Genomic DNA, 15,430 nt, shown 5'->3' on the forward strand with positions numbered 1-15,430 from the left:
GAGGCCGCGAGTCGCACGATGACCCCCTGGGGTCAACCCGCGAGCCGGCCCGTGAGCTCTGCCGGAGCGCCTGCGTGGGCGCTATGCAACAACGCCTGCACGCGTTATAGCTGGAGACAGGCTTATGCTCATTTTTAGCATAACTTCGAAAGGCCGGGTGTCTTGAGTTCTCCGTCGTTCTTCTCGCCCTATCGCCATGGTTTCGTCCGGGTCGCCACAGCGGTTCCCAAGGTCAAGCTGGCGGACCCGGCCGCCAACGCCCAGAGCGTGCTCGCCCTGGTGCGCCAGGCCCATGACGCCGGCGTCGCGGTGCTGGTGCTGCCCGAACTGGGCCTGACCGGCTACACGGTCGACGACCTGCTGCAGCAGGACGCCTTGCTCGACGCGGTCGAGGCGGCGATCGCCGTCCTGGCCCAGGAGAGCAAGGCCTTGTCGCCGCTGTTCGTGGTCGGCGCGCCGCTGCGCGACGCCGGCCGGCTCTACAACACCGCCGTCGCCATCCAGGGCGGCCGGGTGCGGGCGGTGGTCCCCAAGAGCTTCCTGCCCAATTATCGCGAATTCTACGAGCGCCGCTGGTTCAGCCCAGGCGCGGGCGTGGTCGGACGCACCCTGAATCTGGCCGACCAGGCCGTGCCGTTCGGGACTGACGTGCTGCTACGAAACCTTGGGGACACGGCCTTCACCGTCGGGATCGAGATCTGCGAGGACGTCTGGACGCCCGCCCCGCCCAGCACCGCCCAGGCCATGGCCGGGGCCGAGATCCTGCTGAACCTGTCGGCCAGCAACATCACCATCGGCAAGTCCGAGACCCGCCGCCTGCTGTGCGCCAGCCAGTCGGCCCGGACGATCTCGGCCTATATCTATTCGGCGGCCGGGGCGGGCGAGAGCTCGACGGACCTGGCCTGGGACGGCCATGTCGACATTCACGAGATGGGAAACCTGCTGGCCCAGAGCCCGCGCTTCTCGACCGGGGCGGTGATGGCCGTGGCCGACGTCGACGTCGCCCGGCTGCGGCAGGAGCGGATGCGGGTCGGCAGCTTCGGCGACTCCACGACGCTGAGCCCGCCCGAGGCGCCGTTCCGCATCGCGCCGCTGGACTTCGCGCCGCCGGCCGGCGACCTGGCCCTGGTCCGGCCGATCGAGCGCTTCCCGTTCACCCCGTCGGACCCGGCCAAGCTGGCCGAGAACTGCTACGAGGCCTACAACATCCAGGTCCAGGGCCTGGCGCGCCGGGTCGAGGCCACGGGCTCCAAGAGCCTGGTGATCGGGATCTCGGGCGGGCTGGACTCGACCCATGCCCTGATCGTCGCCGCCAAGGCCATGGACCAGCTGGGCCGGCCGCGGTCGGACATCCGCGCCTACACCCTGCCGGGCTTCGCCACCTCCGAGGGCACCAAGTCGAACGCCTGGAAGCTGATGACGGCCATGGGGGTCACCGCCGAGGAGCTCGACATCCGGCCGGCCGCCCAGCAGATGCTGGCCGACCTCGGCCATCCGTTCGCCAAGGGCGAGCCGGTTTATGACGTGACCTTCGAGAACGTCCAGGCCGGCCTGCGCACCGACTACCTGTTCCGCCTGGCCAACCACCACAAGGGCATGGTGGTCGGCACCGGCGACCTGTCCGAACTGGCCCTGGGCTGGTGCACCTACGGCGTCGGCGACCAGATGAGCCACTACAACCCCAATTCCGGGGTGCCCAAGACCCTGATCCAGCACCTGATCCGCTTCGTGGCCGCCTCGGGCGACGTGGACGCGGCGACCAGCGACCTGCTGGAGGACATCCTGGCCACCGAGATCTCGCCGGAACTGGTGCCGGGCGAAGAGGTCCAGGCCACCGAAAGCTTCGTGGGTCCCTACGCCCTGCAGGACTTCAATCTCTATTACCTGACCCGCTATGGCATGGCACCGTCGAAGATCGCCTTCCTGGCCTGGACCGCCTGGCGCGACGCGACCGCCGGCGCGTGGCCGGCGGGGATACCCGACACGGCCCGCCGAGCCTACGACCTGCCGGAGATCAGGCGCTGGCTGGCGCTGTTCCTCAAGCGGTTCTTCGCCAACCAGTTCAAGCGCTCGGCCATGCCCAATGGGCCGAAGATCTCATCCGGCGGCGCCCTGTCGCCGCGCGGCGACTGGCGCATGCCCTCGGACGCCGCGGCGGATGCGTGGTTGGCCGAGCTCGACGCCGGGCTCCCGGCCTTAGGCTGAAAAACGCCAGCATCTTCAATATGCCTCTGGTCCAGGGGAGGCGATGTGCTACCTCACGGGTTGTGAAATCGAAGCGTCTGGCGTGGGGGAAGTCTTGGCCGCCATCTATCCGGTGATCCTTTGCGGAGGGTCGGGAACCCGTCTTTGGCCGGCTTCGCGCGCGGACCGTCCCAAGCAATTCCTGAAGCTGATCGGCGATCGTTCAAGCTTCCAGGACACGATCCTGCGGGTCATAGACCTGCCGGGCGCCGACGAGATCGTGGTGGTCACCGGCCAGGCCATGGCCGAGTTCGTCGAGCGCCAGGCGCTGGAACTGGGCGTCAGGCTGACCGTAATCATAGAGCCGGAGGCGCGCGACTCCGCGCCGGCCATCGCCGCGGCGGCGGCCTATGTGCAGTCGGTGTCGCCTGACGGGGTGATGCTGATGCTGGCCGCCGACCACCACATCGCCGAACCCGAGATGTTCCGCGAGGCGGCGCTGGTGGCGATCGAGGCCTCCCGGACCGGATTGATCGTGACGTTCGGCGTGCAGCCGACCTCGCCCGCGACGGGCTTCGGCTACATCAAGCCCGGCGGCACCCTGCCGGGCGGCGTCAAGGCGGTCGCGGCCTTCGTCGAGAAGCCCGACCTGGCCACGGCCAAGGCCTATATCGAGGACGGCTACTACTGGAACAGCGGCAACTTCGCCTTCATGGCCCGGACGTTGCTGGACGAACTGGCGGTGTTCGAGCCGGCGATCCGCGACGGTGCCATCGGCGCCGTTCACGACGGACGGCGTGACGGCCTGCGGTTGCACCTCGACAGCGAGGCTTTCGGTCGGACCACCAAGAAGTCGCTGGACTACGCGGTCATGGAGCGCACCAGCCGCGCCGCCGTGGCGCCGGCCGCCTTCACCTGGTCCGACCTGGGCGCCTGGGACGCGATCTGGGAAGCTTCGATGCGCGACGCCGAGGGCAACGCCGCCAGCGGCGACGTCCACCTGATCAAGACCAGGAACGTGCTCGCCCGCTCGTCCGGCCCGTTCGTCGGAGCCATCGGCGTGGAGGATCTGCTGATCGTCGCCGAGCCTGACGCGGTCCTGGTCTGCCGACGCGACGACGCCCAGGCGGTCAAGACCCTGGTCGACGTGCTGAAGGCCGGCGGTCGCGACATCGCCCACCGCCACGCCATCGCCTTCAGCGGCGGCGTAGAGCGCCAGCCGGTGACCAGCACGTCGCAGGCGGTGGTCCAGCTCTGGCGCATGGAGGCCGGCGCGGTCGCCGACCTGCCGGCCTGCTCCATCCAGGTGCTGGACGGCGAACTGGTTGGGGCGTCCGAACGCTACCCGACTGGCGCTCGCGAAGATCTCCGCTCACCCACCCTGGTCAAGGCGAACCTCGCCACGTCGGTCCTGGTCACGACCTGGAGCTGACCGCCCGGTCCAGCTCCAGGATCGCGCAGACGATGTGGTAAAACGAGCTGGCGGGGGCGGCTTCATCAACGAAGGTCCCGTCGGCCCGAAGCTTGTCGCGCCACAGGCCCTTCACCGGCACGTCGAAATACTTGATCAGCGCCTCGGCGCCGTTGGCGGCGGTGGTCCACCAGCGCGCGTCGCCGGTCACCTGGGCCGCCAGCACCCCAGCCTTGATCTGCTCGGTCTGGGCCCAGAGGCGGGCGATATCGTCATGCACGCTCATGTCGTCCAGCAGGGCGAAGATCGCCACCCCGCGCGCCGGGTCGACGCCCGGGCCGTCGCCGATCGCAATCATGCGCAGGGCGGCGGCGATCGCGTCGTCGCGACCGGCCAGCTTGCCCCAGCGCAGAAGCAGCCATGCCCATTCGAACTGGTGGCCCGGCTCGATGATCCGGCCGTCGACGCCGGGCGCGGGATTCCAGTCGCCGTCATAGTATTCGCGCAGCCCGCCGCTCTTCGGGTCGATGAACTGGCTCAGCGCCAGTTCGGCGATCTCGTCGGCCATCGCCCGCCATTGCGGATCGCCGCCGGCCTCGATCCAGGCCAGGCTGGCCTCGAACAGGTGCATGTGCGGGTTGGACAGCAGCGGCAGGGTGCGCGGGACGCTTTCTTCGAAGCCGGCGATGGGGTGCTTGAGCGTGGCGTAGAGCGCGTCGCGCAGGCTCGTCGCCAGCGCCGGCAGGTCGGCGCGCTCGGGCAGGACCGAGCTGGCCATGGCCAGGCCGAACAGGCCGAAGGCCTGGTCGTAGAGGTCGACCTTGTCGTCCAGGGGCGAGCCGTCGCTGGCCACCAGGGTGCGCATGAAGCCGTCGGGGCGGCGATACTTGCTCAGATAGAAGTCCAGGCCGTGTTCCAGAGCCTGCTTCCAAGGGCCGTCCCAGCCCAGCAGGCCGGCCACCGCATAGGAATAGATCTGCCGGGGCTGGACCCGCGCCCGGCGCGGCGCCTCGACTGGCGTTCCGTCCAGGGCGATCTTCTCGAAGAACCCGCCCTGAACCTTGTCCGCGCCGATTTCCCACCAGACGAGGAAGGCGTGATCGAGGGCCCAGGCCTTGAGGTCGTCGCGCAGGCGGACAAGGCGGGCGAAGTCGTCGGTCATCTGCGGTCCTTGGGCGGAAAGGGGCGGTTTCGAAAGGTTCGCCGTTCTAGGCCGTCCCGCCAGGGTTCGCCAAGTCCGCCGGCCGCCTTGTCGCGCCGCGAGGCCTGGCGTAAGGCGAAGCATGTCCGGAAAAGCGCCGCTGAAAGCCGTCTTCCTCGATCGCGACGGGGTGTTGAACGTCGATCACGGCTATGTCTGCGAGCCTGAGCGGCTGGACTGGATCGAGGGCGCGCGGGAGGCGGTGGCGAGACTGAACGCCGCCGGCGTCAAGGTGCTGGTGGTCACCAACCAGTCGGGCGTGGCGCGCGGCTATTTCACCGAGGCCCAGGTCGATCTCTTTCACGCCGCCCTGCAGGCGGGCCTGGCCGAGGTCGGCGGAAGGATCGACGCCTTCTATGTCGCGCCCCACCACGAGGACGCCGTCGACGAGCGCTATCGTCATCCCGACCATCCCGATCGCAAGCCCAATCCGGGCATGATCCTGCGCGGCCTGTCGGAGTGGGCGCTGGCGCCCGAAGAGACCGTGCTGGTCGGCGACAAGGGATCGGACGTCGAGGCCGCTCGTCGGGCCGGCGTCGAGGGGCTGAGGTTCCCCGGCGGCGACCTGCTGGCCTTCCTGCGCCAAAGCCTGGGCGAGCGTTTTCCCGCGACTGGCCTTGGCGGGGGAGCGCGGGACCGATAAACGAACTCAAACCTCCGGAACCAAAGCGCAGGCCCATGCAGATCTTCCTCGACAGCACCGACACCAAGGTCATCGCCGACCTGGCTTCCACCGGCCTGGTGGACGGGGTGACCACCAACCCGACCCTGATCGCCAAGGCCGGCCGTCCGATGCTGGAGGTGATCGCCGAGATCTGCGACCTGGTGCCGGGCCCGATCAGCGCCGAAGTCGCCGCCACCACCCACGAGGCGATGGTCGCCGAGGGCAAGAAGCTGGCCGCCATCGCCCCGAACGTGGTCGTCAAGATCCCGCTGACCCGCGACGGCCTGATCGCCTGCGCGGCCTTCGCCGGCGAAGGCATCTCGACCAACGTCACCCTATGCTTCTCGCCGACCCAGGCCCTGCTGGCCGCCAAGGCCGGCGCGACCTACGTCTCGCCGTTCATCGGTCGCCTGGACGACTACGGCTTCGACGGCATGGACCTGATCCGCGACATCCGCGCGATCTACGACAACTACGGCTATGAGACCGAGATCCTGGCCGCCTCGGTGCGCAACGTAGCCCACGTCAAGGACGCGGCCATCGTCGGCGCCGACGTGGTCACCATCCCGCCGGCCGTGTTCGGCGACCTGTTCAAGCACCCGCTGACCGACAAGGGCCTGGAGCAATTCCTGAAGGATTGGGCCGGAACGGGGCAATCGATCCTCTAGATCGATCGTCTTCGCCTGATTATCGCGCGCCCCCGGATTAATCCGGGGGCGTTTTATTGTGCAGCTGCGAACTAGGTTCGCATTTGCGAGTTCATGCGTTAGGGTCCTGTCAACCACGCGGGAGCGCGCCCATGAACGCCGCCGACATCGCCGTCGAGATCTGCATCGCCTCGGCCGAGGAAGCTCTGCGCTTCTCGGGCTTCGTCCGGGACTTTCTGGCCCGTAACGGCTTTCCGTTCGTGATGATCCACGATGCTCCGGATCTTTCCGGCGAACGCCGCAAGGTGGTGTTCGAGGACGCCGGCGTCGGCCGCAAGTTCGCCCGAGAATGGCGGATGGACCGGCTCGCCGCCTGCGGGGCCTGAGGCGGCGCGCGCGCTTGCAGCCAAGCTCGCGTAACGATGTTTGCGCTTTCGCGAAACGGGCATAGATAGGGAGATCATTTCTCTCTGTCGCCGAGTTGCGCCATGAACGACCCCAAATCCACCCTTCCTCCGGTCGTCGGTTCCGCGCTGGATCTGATCGGCCGCACGCCGATGATCGAGGTCCGCAATCTCGACACCGGCCCGTGCCGGCTGTTCCTGAAGCTGGAGAACCAGAACCCGGGCGGCTCGATCAAGGATCGCGTGGCCCGCTCGATGATCGAGGCCGCCGAGGCCGACGGCAGCCTCAAGCCGGGCGGCACGATCATCGAAGCCACCGCCGGCAACACGGGCCTGGGCCTGGCCCAGGTGGCGACGCTGAAGGGCTACAAGCTGACCCTGGTGGTGCCGGACAAGATGGCCCGGGAGAAGATCCTGCACCTGCGGGCCATGGGCGTGGACGTCCGCCTGACCCGCAGCGACGTCGGCAAGGGCCATCCGGAATACTATCAGGACATGGCCCAGACCCTGGCTCAGTCGATCCCCGACGCGATCTATGTCAACCAGTTCGAGAACCCGGCCAATCCGCTGGCCCACGAGACCACGACCGCCCCCGAGATCTTCGAGCAGATGGACGGCGACATCGACGCGGTGGTGGTCGGCGTCGGCTCGGGCGGCACCCTGACCGGCATCGGCCGGTTCATGGCCCGCCATTCGCCGAAGACCCAGATGGTGCTGGCCGATCCAGTGGGCTCGATCCTTTGCGACTACGTCGCGACCGGAACCTATGGCGAGGCCGGCTCGTGGATCGTCGAGGGCATCGGCGAAGACTTCATCCCGGCCAACGCCCAGATGGACTTCGTGCGGAAGGCCTATTCGATCAGCGACCGCGAGAGCGTCGACACCGCCCGCCTGCTGCTGCGCAAGGAAGGCGTGCTTGCGGGCTCGTCCTCGGGCACCCTGCTGGCGGCGGCGCTGCGCTGGTGCCGCGAGCAGACCGAGCCGAAGCGGGTGGTGACCCTGGTCTGTGACACGGGCGCCAAGTACCTGACCAAGATGTTCAACGACATGTGGCTGGCCGCCCACGGCTTCGACCAGCGCGAGTTGCACGGCGACCTGCGCGACCTGATCGCCAAGCGCTACGCCGACGGCGGGGTGGTGGCCGTCGGGCCGGACGACACCCTGCTGACCGCCTACAACCGCATGCGCAGCAGCGACATCAGCCAGCTGCCGGTGGTCGACCACGGCAAGCTGGTCGGCATCCTCGACGAAAGCGACATCCTGGCCGCCGTCGAAGGGGCGGACGACGACCGTGGCCCCAAGTTCAAGACCCCGGTGGGCAAGGCCATGACCAAGGCGGTCAAGACGCTGCAGTCGACCCAGGGCGTCGACGCCCTGCCGGAAGTCTTCGATCGCGACGAGGTGGCCCTGGTCTGCGACGGCGACGAGTTCGTGGGGGTGATCACCCGCGTCGACCTGATCAATCACCTGCGCCTGAGCGCGTAGGACGCGCTACGGCAACCTCGTCCTTCGACAAGCTCAGGATGAGGTTGTTGAATGCGTCGCTCGCAATAGCCCTCATCCTGAGCCTGTCGAAGGACGAGGGCGGTCCAAGGACATCGCATGACCGACATCCCCGGCAAGAACCGCCTGGCCTTCGCCACCCGCACGATCCACGGCGGCCAGTTCCCCGACCCGACCACCGGGGCGGTGATGGTGCCGATCTACGCGACCTCGACCTATGTCCAGTCCAGCCCGGGCGAGCACAAGGGTTTCGAGTACAGCCGCAGCCACAACCCCACGCGCTTCGCCTTCGAGCGCTGCATCGCCGACCTGGAGAGCGGGACGGCCGCCTTCGCCTTCGCCTCGGGCCTGGCGGCCGCCTCGACGATCCTAGAGATTCTCGACAGCGGCGCCCACGTGATCGCCAGCGACGACCTCTATGGCGGCTCGTTCCGGCTGTTCGACAAGGTGCGCAAGCGCTCGGCCGGCCTGACCTTCAGCTTCGTCGACATGGACGACCTCTCGGCCATCGAGGCGGCGATCACCCCCCAGACGAAGATGATCTGGGTCGAAACACCCACCAATCCCATGCTGCGCCTGGCCGACCTGGCCGGCATCGCCGCCCTGGCCAAAAAGCATGGGCTGATCACCGTGGCCGACAACACCTTCGCCAGCCCGTTCGTCCAGCGGCCCCTGGAGCTGGGCTTCGACATCGTCATGCACTCGGCCACCAAGTACCTGAACGGCCACTCCGACGTGGTGGCGGGGGTGGCGGTGGTCGGCGACAACGCCGAGATCGCCGACAAGCTGAAGTTCCTACAGAACGCCGTCGGCGCGGTGCTGGGGCCGTTCGACAGCTTCCTGGCCCTGCGCGGCGTCAAGACCTTGGCCCTGCGCATGCAGCGGGCCTGCGACAGCGCCCTGGCCATCGCCAGGTGGCTGTCGACCCGCAAGGACGTCGCCCGGGTGACCTATCCCGGCCTGCCCAGCCACCCGCAGCACGACCTGGCCCGTCGCCAGATGCAGGGCGGGTTCGGCGGGATCATCTCGGTCGAGCTGAAGGGCGACGTGAACACCGCCCGGCGGATGCTGGAGCGCACGCGCCTGTTCACCCTGGCCGAAAGCCTGGGCGGGGTGGAGAGCCTGATCGAGCATCCGGCCATCATGACCCACGCCTCGATCCCGGCCGATCAGCGCGCCGCCCTGGGCATTTCCGACACCCTCATCCGGCTTTCGGTGGGGATTGAGGACTGCGAGGACCTGATTGCCGACCTTTCCGAGGCCCTAGGCGTGGGTGGGGCAGCCTGAACAGGTGATGCTCGGCGTCGCCGGGCATGGCCGGCGACGGATCCGGCGCCTTCGATGGGCGTGGGGGCGGCAGGACCCGCGTCGGGTCCTCGGCCCACAGGTGGGCGGCCAGCATCAGGTCGGTCTTGACGGGCCCGTAGTCCTCCTTGGCGGTCCACACCCGGATGGCCGCCTGGGCGAAGGCTTCGCTGAGGTCGACCACCTCGATCATCGGGGCCGGCTCCTTGCGCACCCGGGCGTCGCCCTCGGCCCGTTCGCGCATCTTCTGCAGCACCGTGACCAGGTCGGTCTTCAGCGGCACCTTGAACACCACGTCGGCCCGGCGGCTGCGGTGGGTGGAATAGTTGAGGATGACGTCGCCGAAAACCTTACTGTTGGGGATCATCACCTTGACGTTGTCGGGCGTGGCGATCTCGGTGAACAGCAGGTCCAGCGCCTTGACCGTGCCGTTGCGGGTCGAGGTCTCGATCACGTCGCCGACCTTGTAGGGCCGAAACAGCAGGATCATCACCCCCGCGGCCACGTTCGACAGCGCGCCCTGCAGGGCCAGGCCGATGGCCAGGGACGCCGCGCCCAGCACGGCGATGATCGAGGTGGCCTGGACGCCCAGCTGCTGCAGGACCGCCACCAGGCCGACGGCGACGACGGCGTAGCGGACCAGGGACGAGACGAAGCTTTCCAGCGTCGGGTCCGGGTTCTTGCGGTGCATGCGGCCCAGGCCGCGCCGCGCCACGCCGGCCAGCCAGCCGGCCACCCAGAAGGTGACCACCAGGATCAGGGTGGCGACCACCAAGTTCACCGCCAGCCTGCCCAGCCAGTCGAGGAAGTGGCCGAACATCGTCTCGTCGGCCTTGACGTTCGCCAGGGAGGGCAGGGAGGCGTCGGCGGGGATCAGGCTGGGCTTGGTCTGCATGGAACTCTCGATGGCGCCCCCGCCCCGACCCGTCAACGACGAGCCGTCAACGAACCGGGGGGCGCCGCGTTCCGCCAAAGGCGCCCCTTCGCTCCGGGGAAACAGTCGGTTACATCAATTGGCTCGAACCCGAGCCGTTCCGCCTCTAAGAGCGCCGCCCATGAGCATGTCCTTCATCGACCTCGCCGCGCAGCAGCGCCGGATCCGCGCCAGGATCGACGCCGCCATCGCCGCCGTCCTCGACAGCGGCGCCTATGTCATGGGCCCGCAGGTCCGGGAGTTCGAGACCAGGCTGGCGGCGTTCGGCCAGGCCGCACTGGCGCTGTCGTGCGCCAACGGCACCGACGCCATCGCCCTGCCATTGATGGCCTGGGACGTGGGCCCCGGCGACGCGGTGTTCTGCCCGTCCTTCACCTTCGCGGCCACGCCCGAAGTCGTGCCGTGGGTCGGCGCCACGCCGGTGTTCGTCGACGTGCTGCCCGACACCTTCAACCTCGACCCCGCCAGGCTGGAGGCCGCGATCGCCGGGGTGAAGGCCGAGGGCCGGCTGGCGCCCAGGGTGGTGATCGCCGTCGACCTGTTCGGCCAGCCCGCCGACTATCCGGCCATCAAGGCCATCTGCGACCGCGAGGGCCTGAAGCTGATCGCCGACAGCGCCCAAGGCTTCGGCTGCACCCTGGACGGCAAGCATCCGCTGCACTGGGCCGACGTGGCCACCACCAGCTTCTTCCCGGCCAAGCCGCTGGGCTGCTACGGCGACGGCGGGGCGGTGCTGACCAACGACCAGGACCTGTGGGACCTGATGGACAGCTTCCGAGTGCACGGCAAGGCGGTGGCCCCCGACCTGGTCCGCCGGACCTTCGATCACGACACCAAGTATCTGAACACCCGTATCGGCATGAACTCGCGCCTGGACACGATCCAGGCGGCGATCCTGATCGAGAAGCTGGCCCTCTTCCAGGAGGAGATCGACCTGCGCCAGGTCGTGGCCGACCGCTACGCCGAGGGCCTGAAGGGCGCGGTGATCGCCACGCCCAAGGTCATCGACGGCGGCGTCTCCGTCTGGGCCCAGTACGTGATCGAGCACGAAAACCGGGACGGCCTGGCGGCCCACCTGAAGACCCAGGGGATTCCGACGGCGGTCTATTATCCCGTCCCGATGCATGTGCAGGCCCCCTATGCCGCCTTTCCGCGCGGCGCCGGCGGCTTGCCGGTGACCGAGGCCAAGGCCGAGACGGTGCTGGCCCTGCCGATGCACCCTTATCTGCCGCAGGCCGATCAGCAGCGTATTATCGACGCAATCCGGGCCTTCAACGGTTAAGCTGCGCCCCATTCACGCCTCACGCAGAGGTATTGTGGCTCCAAAGTTGATTCGAAGGTTCTGATGCACGATCCGGTAACGTCGTTCGTGGTCGCGGTGTTCGGCATGCCCGGCGCGGCCTTGGGTATGGCGGGCGCGATTCTGGTCTTCGCGGTTGGATTGATCCTCCAGTCGGGTCATTTCGAATATTCGCCGCTACGGGACGACCTGCGACGAAGGTCGGACATGCTGGAACAACTGGGAGGGGATCGGCAGAAGAGCTTCGCCGAGGCCTTCAATGCGCTGGACAAGAGGTTGAGCGCGGTCGCCCATCCCGCCCTGGAGCTGGGCTGGGCCCACTACCGTAGCCAACTCACGCTCACCGAGGACGGCCGACTGGCGGCCTCAGTTCACGCTACCGACATCTTCGAGCATGCCGACACCCCCGCGCGCACGCTCGAATGGTGGGCCAACCTCATGGTGGCGATCGGTCTGGTCATCACCTTCATGGGCATCGTGGCCGCCCTGACGGAGGCGACATCGGCGATGGGAACCGGCGGAGCGGCGATGCAGGGCGCGCTGATCCACCTGCTCACCATTGCGGCCACCAAGTTCTGGACCTCGATCGCCGGCGTGTTGGCCTCGATCATCCTGCGCCTGGTCGCGTACCGCCGCCGGCAGGCCATCGAGCATCTGGAGGCGCATTTCTTCGCCCTGCTTGACGCCTGCGTCCGCTTCGCGCCGCCGGAGAAGGTGATGCTGGAGCAGCTGGCGGTGCTGACGCGTATCGAAGTCGCCCTGGCCGGCGGCGCTGCGCGGGTGGACGTGGCCTGATGCAACGCAAGCGCGGCCGCACAGCCGATGTCGAGGAAGGTGAAAGCTACTATGTCTCGATGACCGACATGATGGTGGGGGTGATCTTCATCTTCATCATCATGCTCAGCTATTTCGCGCTGGAGTTCCGGGCCACGACGCAGAAGCTCGTTGCCGCCAAGCATCCCGAGACCGCGGCCCTCCTGCAGAGCGCCGCCCATCTGGAGAAACGGGACGCCGAGATCGAGGTCGACTATATCGCCGGCGTCGCCTGCCTCCCGACATCCGTCCTGAGCAAGGATGGCGCCGCCGGCGCATCGGACGATCGCCGATGTTTTCAGTTCACGGCGCCGGCGAAGGCCGCGATCGGCGAGGTGTCTTCAGATGAAGCCCGGCGGGACCTTATGGGCTTTCTGGACGCGGATCTGCGCGACGCCGGCGTGGCGCAGATCGGTGATCCGGCGAGCGGCGGCCTGACATTTCGTTCCGAGCAACTGTTCGTGCAGGGATCGAGCCAGCTGTCGCCGCAGGGCGTCAAGATTGCCAGCCAGGTCGCCCAGAGCCTGGCGCGACGGCTGCCTTGCCTCGGCTACGGCGGACCGCCTGTGGCGAATTGCGGAGACGCCGGGCCCAAGCTGGCCGTGGTCAATGTCTTGGCTCAGACCAATCTGGACGCTTTCACGCCCGAAGGGCAAAAGGCCGCAGCGCTCGCCCTGGAGCGTTCCGTGGCGTTCCACCGCGCCTTGACGAGCGCTCAGCCCGTTCTCTCCTCGCTGCGAAGCGCGCCGCCCGAAACGCCAGGGTCTCAGCCTCTGTTGCGCATCGCCAGCATGGGGCAGTCAGCAGAAGCCGCGGGCTCAGGCGAGAAGCAGTTGATTGGCTTGCAGTTCGTCATGGCGCCCTAGATGGCAATTTTGAATGGCCAGGCCGCGAATTCGGTCTGGCTTCCTGAAGAAAAACAGTCAAGGTTCTCCGGGCGGCGCATCTTAGGTTGCATCCTCTGGCACAGACCTTTCGGAGCACAACCGTACAGTTAAGCGCAGGTGCGTCGGGCTGGCGAGTTGGTTTCGAGGTGGGCTTATGGCCGTTGTTCTGCCGAACTCAATTTTCTACCACATCGGTCGGACGGGCGGTCACTGGGTCTCGCATGTTCTGTGGCAGTCGGGCCTGGTTGAGCGGCGCCTGACCCCGCTGCACATTACTCCGGCCCAGGCGATGAGCGGGGGCCGTCTCGGCGACAAGCCGTTTACGTTCTGTTTCGTGCGCCACCCCCTGAAGTGGCTGGCGTCCTACTGGATGCACGAGATGGAGTTCGGATGGTCGCCGTCCGAAACCGCCAGCGTGGCCGCCTCGGACCGGTTCGACGAGTTCTTGACCAAGTTGCTGAAGGCCTGGCCCGACGAGGGGCCATGCTCGCGGGCCATGGCGCCCTATGTCGACCATTGCAGCTTCGTCGGCCGGGTCGAATCCCTGTCCGACGATCTGGGGCGGGCGCTGGCATTGGCCGGCGAGACCTTCGATCCGGCGGTCTTGTCCATCCCGCCGATCAACGAGACCTCGATCGCGCGCATCCGCGAGGCGGCCAAGGCGCCAGCCGAACTTTTGGCCGAGGTGATGAAGCGCGAAGACGAGTTCAATGTTCGCTTCCAGTATTCGGGGATACCCGAAATTATGGTTGGCGAAGCGGAACCCGTCAGGTCGATCCTGCGCGGCAAGTCTGATGGCGGGACGTTGCGACACATTAATGGCGCGGCTTTGCTCAACCCCGAATTCGACTACTATTTCGACGATGGTGAGGTAATCAAAGGGACGGGGCGTCACCAGGCTGCGCAATGGGCCTTCAGCCAGGCGATCGAGGAGCTGCCGCCCGGCGGCGACAGTGTGGTGGTCAGCGAGCACGATCCCTATTTCGCCTATATGGCGGCGGATCTAGGCCATGGCCCGGTCACATACGTCCAGGCTCATGAACACGCGGCTTCGCCGGCCTGGCGCGATCGATTGGCCGCCGAAGTCGAATATGTTGCGTATCAAGACTTCCTGCGCGGCGAAAAGCCCGCGCACGACGCGGTCGTCCTGTGCGACTCCCTGGAAATTAGCGTTGCGGCCGAGGTCGAGCTGCTGCACGCGGCCTTGGTTCTCAAGCCGGGCGGCGTTCTGGTCTTCGGCGTCCCAACCCTGACCGTGGAGGCGCCAATCAAGGTGACCTGGAGCGGTGACCCGGCCAATCGAGGGCGAAAGCTTTCCTATTATAGCCTGGAGTACGTCAGGAACCTGCTGGCTCCGTTGGGTTTCCGCGATCTCGAAGTGGTGCGTTCAATGTCCGAGGCGGTTGCGGGGCCCTTGGAGAAGCAGGTTGAGGATCTGGCCGCAAGCTTCAAACTTGACCCCGATCGCCTGCTCGGCAAAGCCATCGTGCGGGCCCGTCTCGATCCAACGGCTTCCGAAGTCATTGATCGGGAAGCTCTTCTGAAACTCTGGTTGCTTCGCCGGCCGGCCGAATTCGTGACCTCGCCGCTCGATGGTTTGCCCAAGGCGGCCCAAGCGACGATCGCGATGCTAAGGTCGGCCTTGGCCAGGGAACAGTTCGCACGCATGGCCGCCGAACAGGGCATGGCCGACCGTGAGCGCGAGCTGATCGAGACCCGGGTGAACATGGCCGCCCTGGCGAACGACGCCAACTACAGCCGCGAGCAGATCTCCATCGCCCGCCGCCAGAGCAGCGCCGCGGAGCAGCAATTGAGCACACTGCAGGGCCAGATCGAACTGCTCGGTCTCAAAGTTCTGCAGGACGAAACCGCCGACTGGCCGCAGCTGCCGGAGCACGACCCCGTCGTCGCCACGCCTGCGCCCTCGCAAGCCGAGCCGCTGGACGAAACCCAGGCCCAGGTCAGTGAAATCGAAGAGTGAAGCGGGACGAAATCCGGCGCTAGTGCGGTTCGCCGCTGACGCCGGGCGCTCATCATCAGGCTACGCATTCGGCGCGCAAATTTGCTATCGAGAGCCCAGGCGCTGTCTGCGCCTGGGCTCGGGCGACAAACCGCGCTTTCCATCACGCCAAGAAACCGTCGCGCCAGCGCCAAGGGATTCATGACCACCTCCCCGA

The 15,430-nt window shown here is 67.3% G+C and carries 13 protein-coding genes; 11 read left to right on the forward strand and 2 right to left on the reverse strand.

All coding sequences use genetic code 11. The features are described from left to right. Positions 1 to 162: 162 nt before the first annotated feature. Together ASD47_RS09385 and ASD47_RS09390 are read left to right on the forward strand one after the other, a co-directional pair. The gene (locus ASD47_RS09385) at positions 163 to 2,205 is read left to right on the forward strand and encodes an NAD(+) synthase (RefSeq protein WP_056754911.1); all 2,043 of its coding nucleotides are present in this window, start codon (positions 163 to 165) and stop codon (positions 2,203 to 2,205) included. 94 nt (positions 2,206 to 2,299) lie between these two features. Continuing rightward, a complete protein-coding gene (locus tag ASD47_RS09390) occupies positions 2,300 to 3,616 on the forward strand; it encodes a mannose-1-phosphate guanylyltransferase (protein ID WP_056754914.1) in 1,317 nt (438 codons plus the stop codon). Here the strand turns inward: ASD47_RS09390 and ASD47_RS09395 are convergent. Continuing rightward, the gene (locus ASD47_RS09395) at positions 3,600 to 4,757 is read right to left on the reverse strand and encodes an AGE family epimerase/isomerase (RefSeq protein ID WP_056754916.1); all 1,158 of its coding nucleotides are present in this window, start codon (positions 4,755 to 4,757) and stop codon (positions 3,600 to 3,602) included. The two genes, ASD47_RS09390 and ASD47_RS09395, sit on opposite strands and share 17 nt — an antisense overlap. Positions 4,758 to 4,878: 121 nt before the next feature. On the opposite strand from ASD47_RS09395, the gene ASD47_RS09400 reads away from it, so the two are divergent. The 5 genes from ASD47_RS09400 (at position 4,879) to ASD47_RS09420 (ending at position 9,301) form a co-directional block, all read left to right on the forward strand. Further along, positions 4,879 to 5,439 (forward strand): HAD-IIIA family hydrolase, encoded by a 561-nt coding sequence (locus ASD47_RS09400; protein WP_056754919.1) that lies wholly within the window; start codon positions 4,879 to 4,881, stop codon positions 5,437 to 5,439. Between the two features lie 35 nt (positions 5,440 to 5,474). Then, positions 5,475 to 6,128 carry a fructose-6-phosphate aldolase gene (gene fsa, locus ASD47_RS09405; protein ID WP_056754923.1) on the forward strand — a complete coding sequence of 218 codons (654 nt, stop codon included), beginning with the start codon at positions 5,475 to 5,477 and terminating at the stop codon, positions 6,126 to 6,128. A gap of 131 nt (positions 6,129 to 6,259) precedes the next feature. Further along, a complete protein-coding gene (locus tag ASD47_RS09410) occupies positions 6,260 to 6,493 on the forward strand; it encodes a hypothetical protein (protein ID WP_056754926.1) in 234 nt (77 codons plus the stop codon). 102 nt (positions 6,494 to 6,595) lie between these two features. Beyond that, positions 6,596 to 7,996, forward strand: a complete 1,401-nt coding sequence (locus ASD47_RS09415; protein WP_056754938.1) for a cystathionine beta-synthase — start codon at positions 6,596 to 6,598, stop codon at positions 7,994 to 7,996. Positions 7,997 to 8,113: 117 nt separating this feature from the next. Next, entirely contained in the window at positions 8,114 to 9,301 is a 1,188-nt protein-coding gene (locus ASD47_RS09420) for a PLP-dependent aspartate aminotransferase family protein (protein WP_056754940.1), read from the forward strand. Here the strand turns inward: ASD47_RS09420 and ASD47_RS09425 are convergent. Further along, entirely contained in the window at positions 9,216 to 10,214 is a 999-nt protein-coding gene (locus ASD47_RS09425) for a mechanosensitive ion channel family protein (RefSeq protein ID WP_056754943.1), read from the reverse strand. The genes ASD47_RS09420 and ASD47_RS09425 overlap by 86 nt on opposite strands. Positions 10,215 to 10,374: 160 nt before the next feature. Here ASD47_RS09425 and ASD47_RS09430 point away from each other — a divergent pair, with 160 nt between their 5' ends. The 4 genes from ASD47_RS09430 to ASD47_RS09445 all read left to right on the forward strand — a co-directional run bounded on the left by ASD47_RS09430 (position 10,375) and on the right by ASD47_RS09445 (position 15,234). Further along, positions 10,375 to 11,535 carry a DegT/DnrJ/EryC1/StrS aminotransferase family protein gene (locus ASD47_RS09430; protein WP_056754946.1) on the forward strand — a complete coding sequence of 387 codons (1,161 nt, stop codon included), beginning with the start codon at positions 10,375 to 10,377 and terminating at the stop codon, positions 11,533 to 11,535. Positions 11,536 to 11,598: 63 nt separating this feature from the next. Next, positions 11,599 to 12,348 carry a hypothetical protein gene (locus ASD47_RS09435; RefSeq protein ID WP_056754948.1) on the forward strand — a complete coding sequence of 250 codons (750 nt, stop codon included), beginning with the start codon at positions 11,599 to 11,601 and terminating at the stop codon, positions 12,346 to 12,348. Next, positions 12,348 to 13,232 carry a hypothetical protein gene (locus ASD47_RS09440; protein ID WP_056754950.1) on the forward strand — a complete coding sequence of 295 codons (885 nt, stop codon included), beginning with the start codon at positions 12,348 to 12,350 and terminating at the stop codon, positions 13,230 to 13,232. Before ASD47_RS09435 ends, ASD47_RS09440 begins: the two co-directional genes overlap by 1 nt. A 175-nt stretch (positions 13,233 to 13,407) precedes the next feature. Then, complete coding sequence (locus ASD47_RS09445; protein ID WP_056754953.1) at positions 13,408 to 15,234, forward strand: sulfotransferase family 2 domain-containing protein; 1,827 nt, start codon at positions 13,408 to 13,410, stop codon at positions 15,232 to 15,234. Positions 15,235 to 15,430: the final 196 nt, after the last annotated feature.

The organism is Caulobacter sp. Root1472 (assembly GCF_001426985.1).
GTDB lineage: Bacteria > Pseudomonadota > Alphaproteobacteria > Caulobacterales > Caulobacteraceae > Caulobacter > Caulobacter rhizosphaerae.

Bases quoted from the DNA above. Each gene is read 5' to 3' on its own strand.
- ASD47_RS09445 (WP_056754953.1), top strand. From the start codon at position 13,408: ATGGCCGTTGTTCTGCCGAACTCAATTTTCTACCACATCGGTCGGACG.
- ASD47_RS09440 (WP_056754950.1), top strand. From the start codon at position 12,348: ATGCAACGCAAGCGCGGCCGCACAGCCGATGTCGAGGAAGGTGAAAGC.
- ASD47_RS09430 (WP_056754946.1), top strand. From the start codon at position 10,375: ATGAGCATGTCCTTCATCGACCTCGCCGCGCAGCAGCGCCGGATCCGC.
- ASD47_RS09425 (WP_056754943.1), bottom strand. From the start codon at position 10,214: ATGCAGACCAAGCCCAGCCTGATCCCCGCCGACGCCTCCCTGCCCTCC.
- fsa (WP_056754923.1), top strand. From the start codon at position 5,475: ATGCAGATCTTCCTCGACAGCACCGACACCAAGGTCATCGCCGACCTG.
- ASD47_RS09395 (WP_056754916.1), bottom strand. From the start codon at position 4,757: ATGACCGACGACTTCGCCCGCCTTGTCCGCCTGCGCGACGACCTCAAG.
- ASD47_RS09435 (WP_056754948.1), top strand. From the start codon at position 11,599: ATGCACGATCCGGTAACGTCGTTCGTGGTCGCGGTGTTCGGCATGCCC.
- ASD47_RS09415 (WP_056754938.1), top strand. From the start codon at position 6,596: ATGAACGACCCCAAATCCACCCTTCCTCCGGTCGTCGGTTCCGCGCTG.
- ASD47_RS09400 (WP_056754919.1), top strand. From the start codon at position 4,879: ATGTCCGGAAAAGCGCCGCTGAAAGCCGTCTTCCTCGATCGCGACGGG.
- ASD47_RS09410 (WP_056754926.1), top strand. From the start codon at position 6,260: ATGAACGCCGCCGACATCGCCGTCGAGATCTGCATCGCCTCGGCCGAG.
- ASD47_RS09420 (WP_056754940.1), top strand. From the start codon at position 8,114: ATGACCGACATCCCCGGCAAGAACCGCCTGGCCTTCGCCACCCGCACG.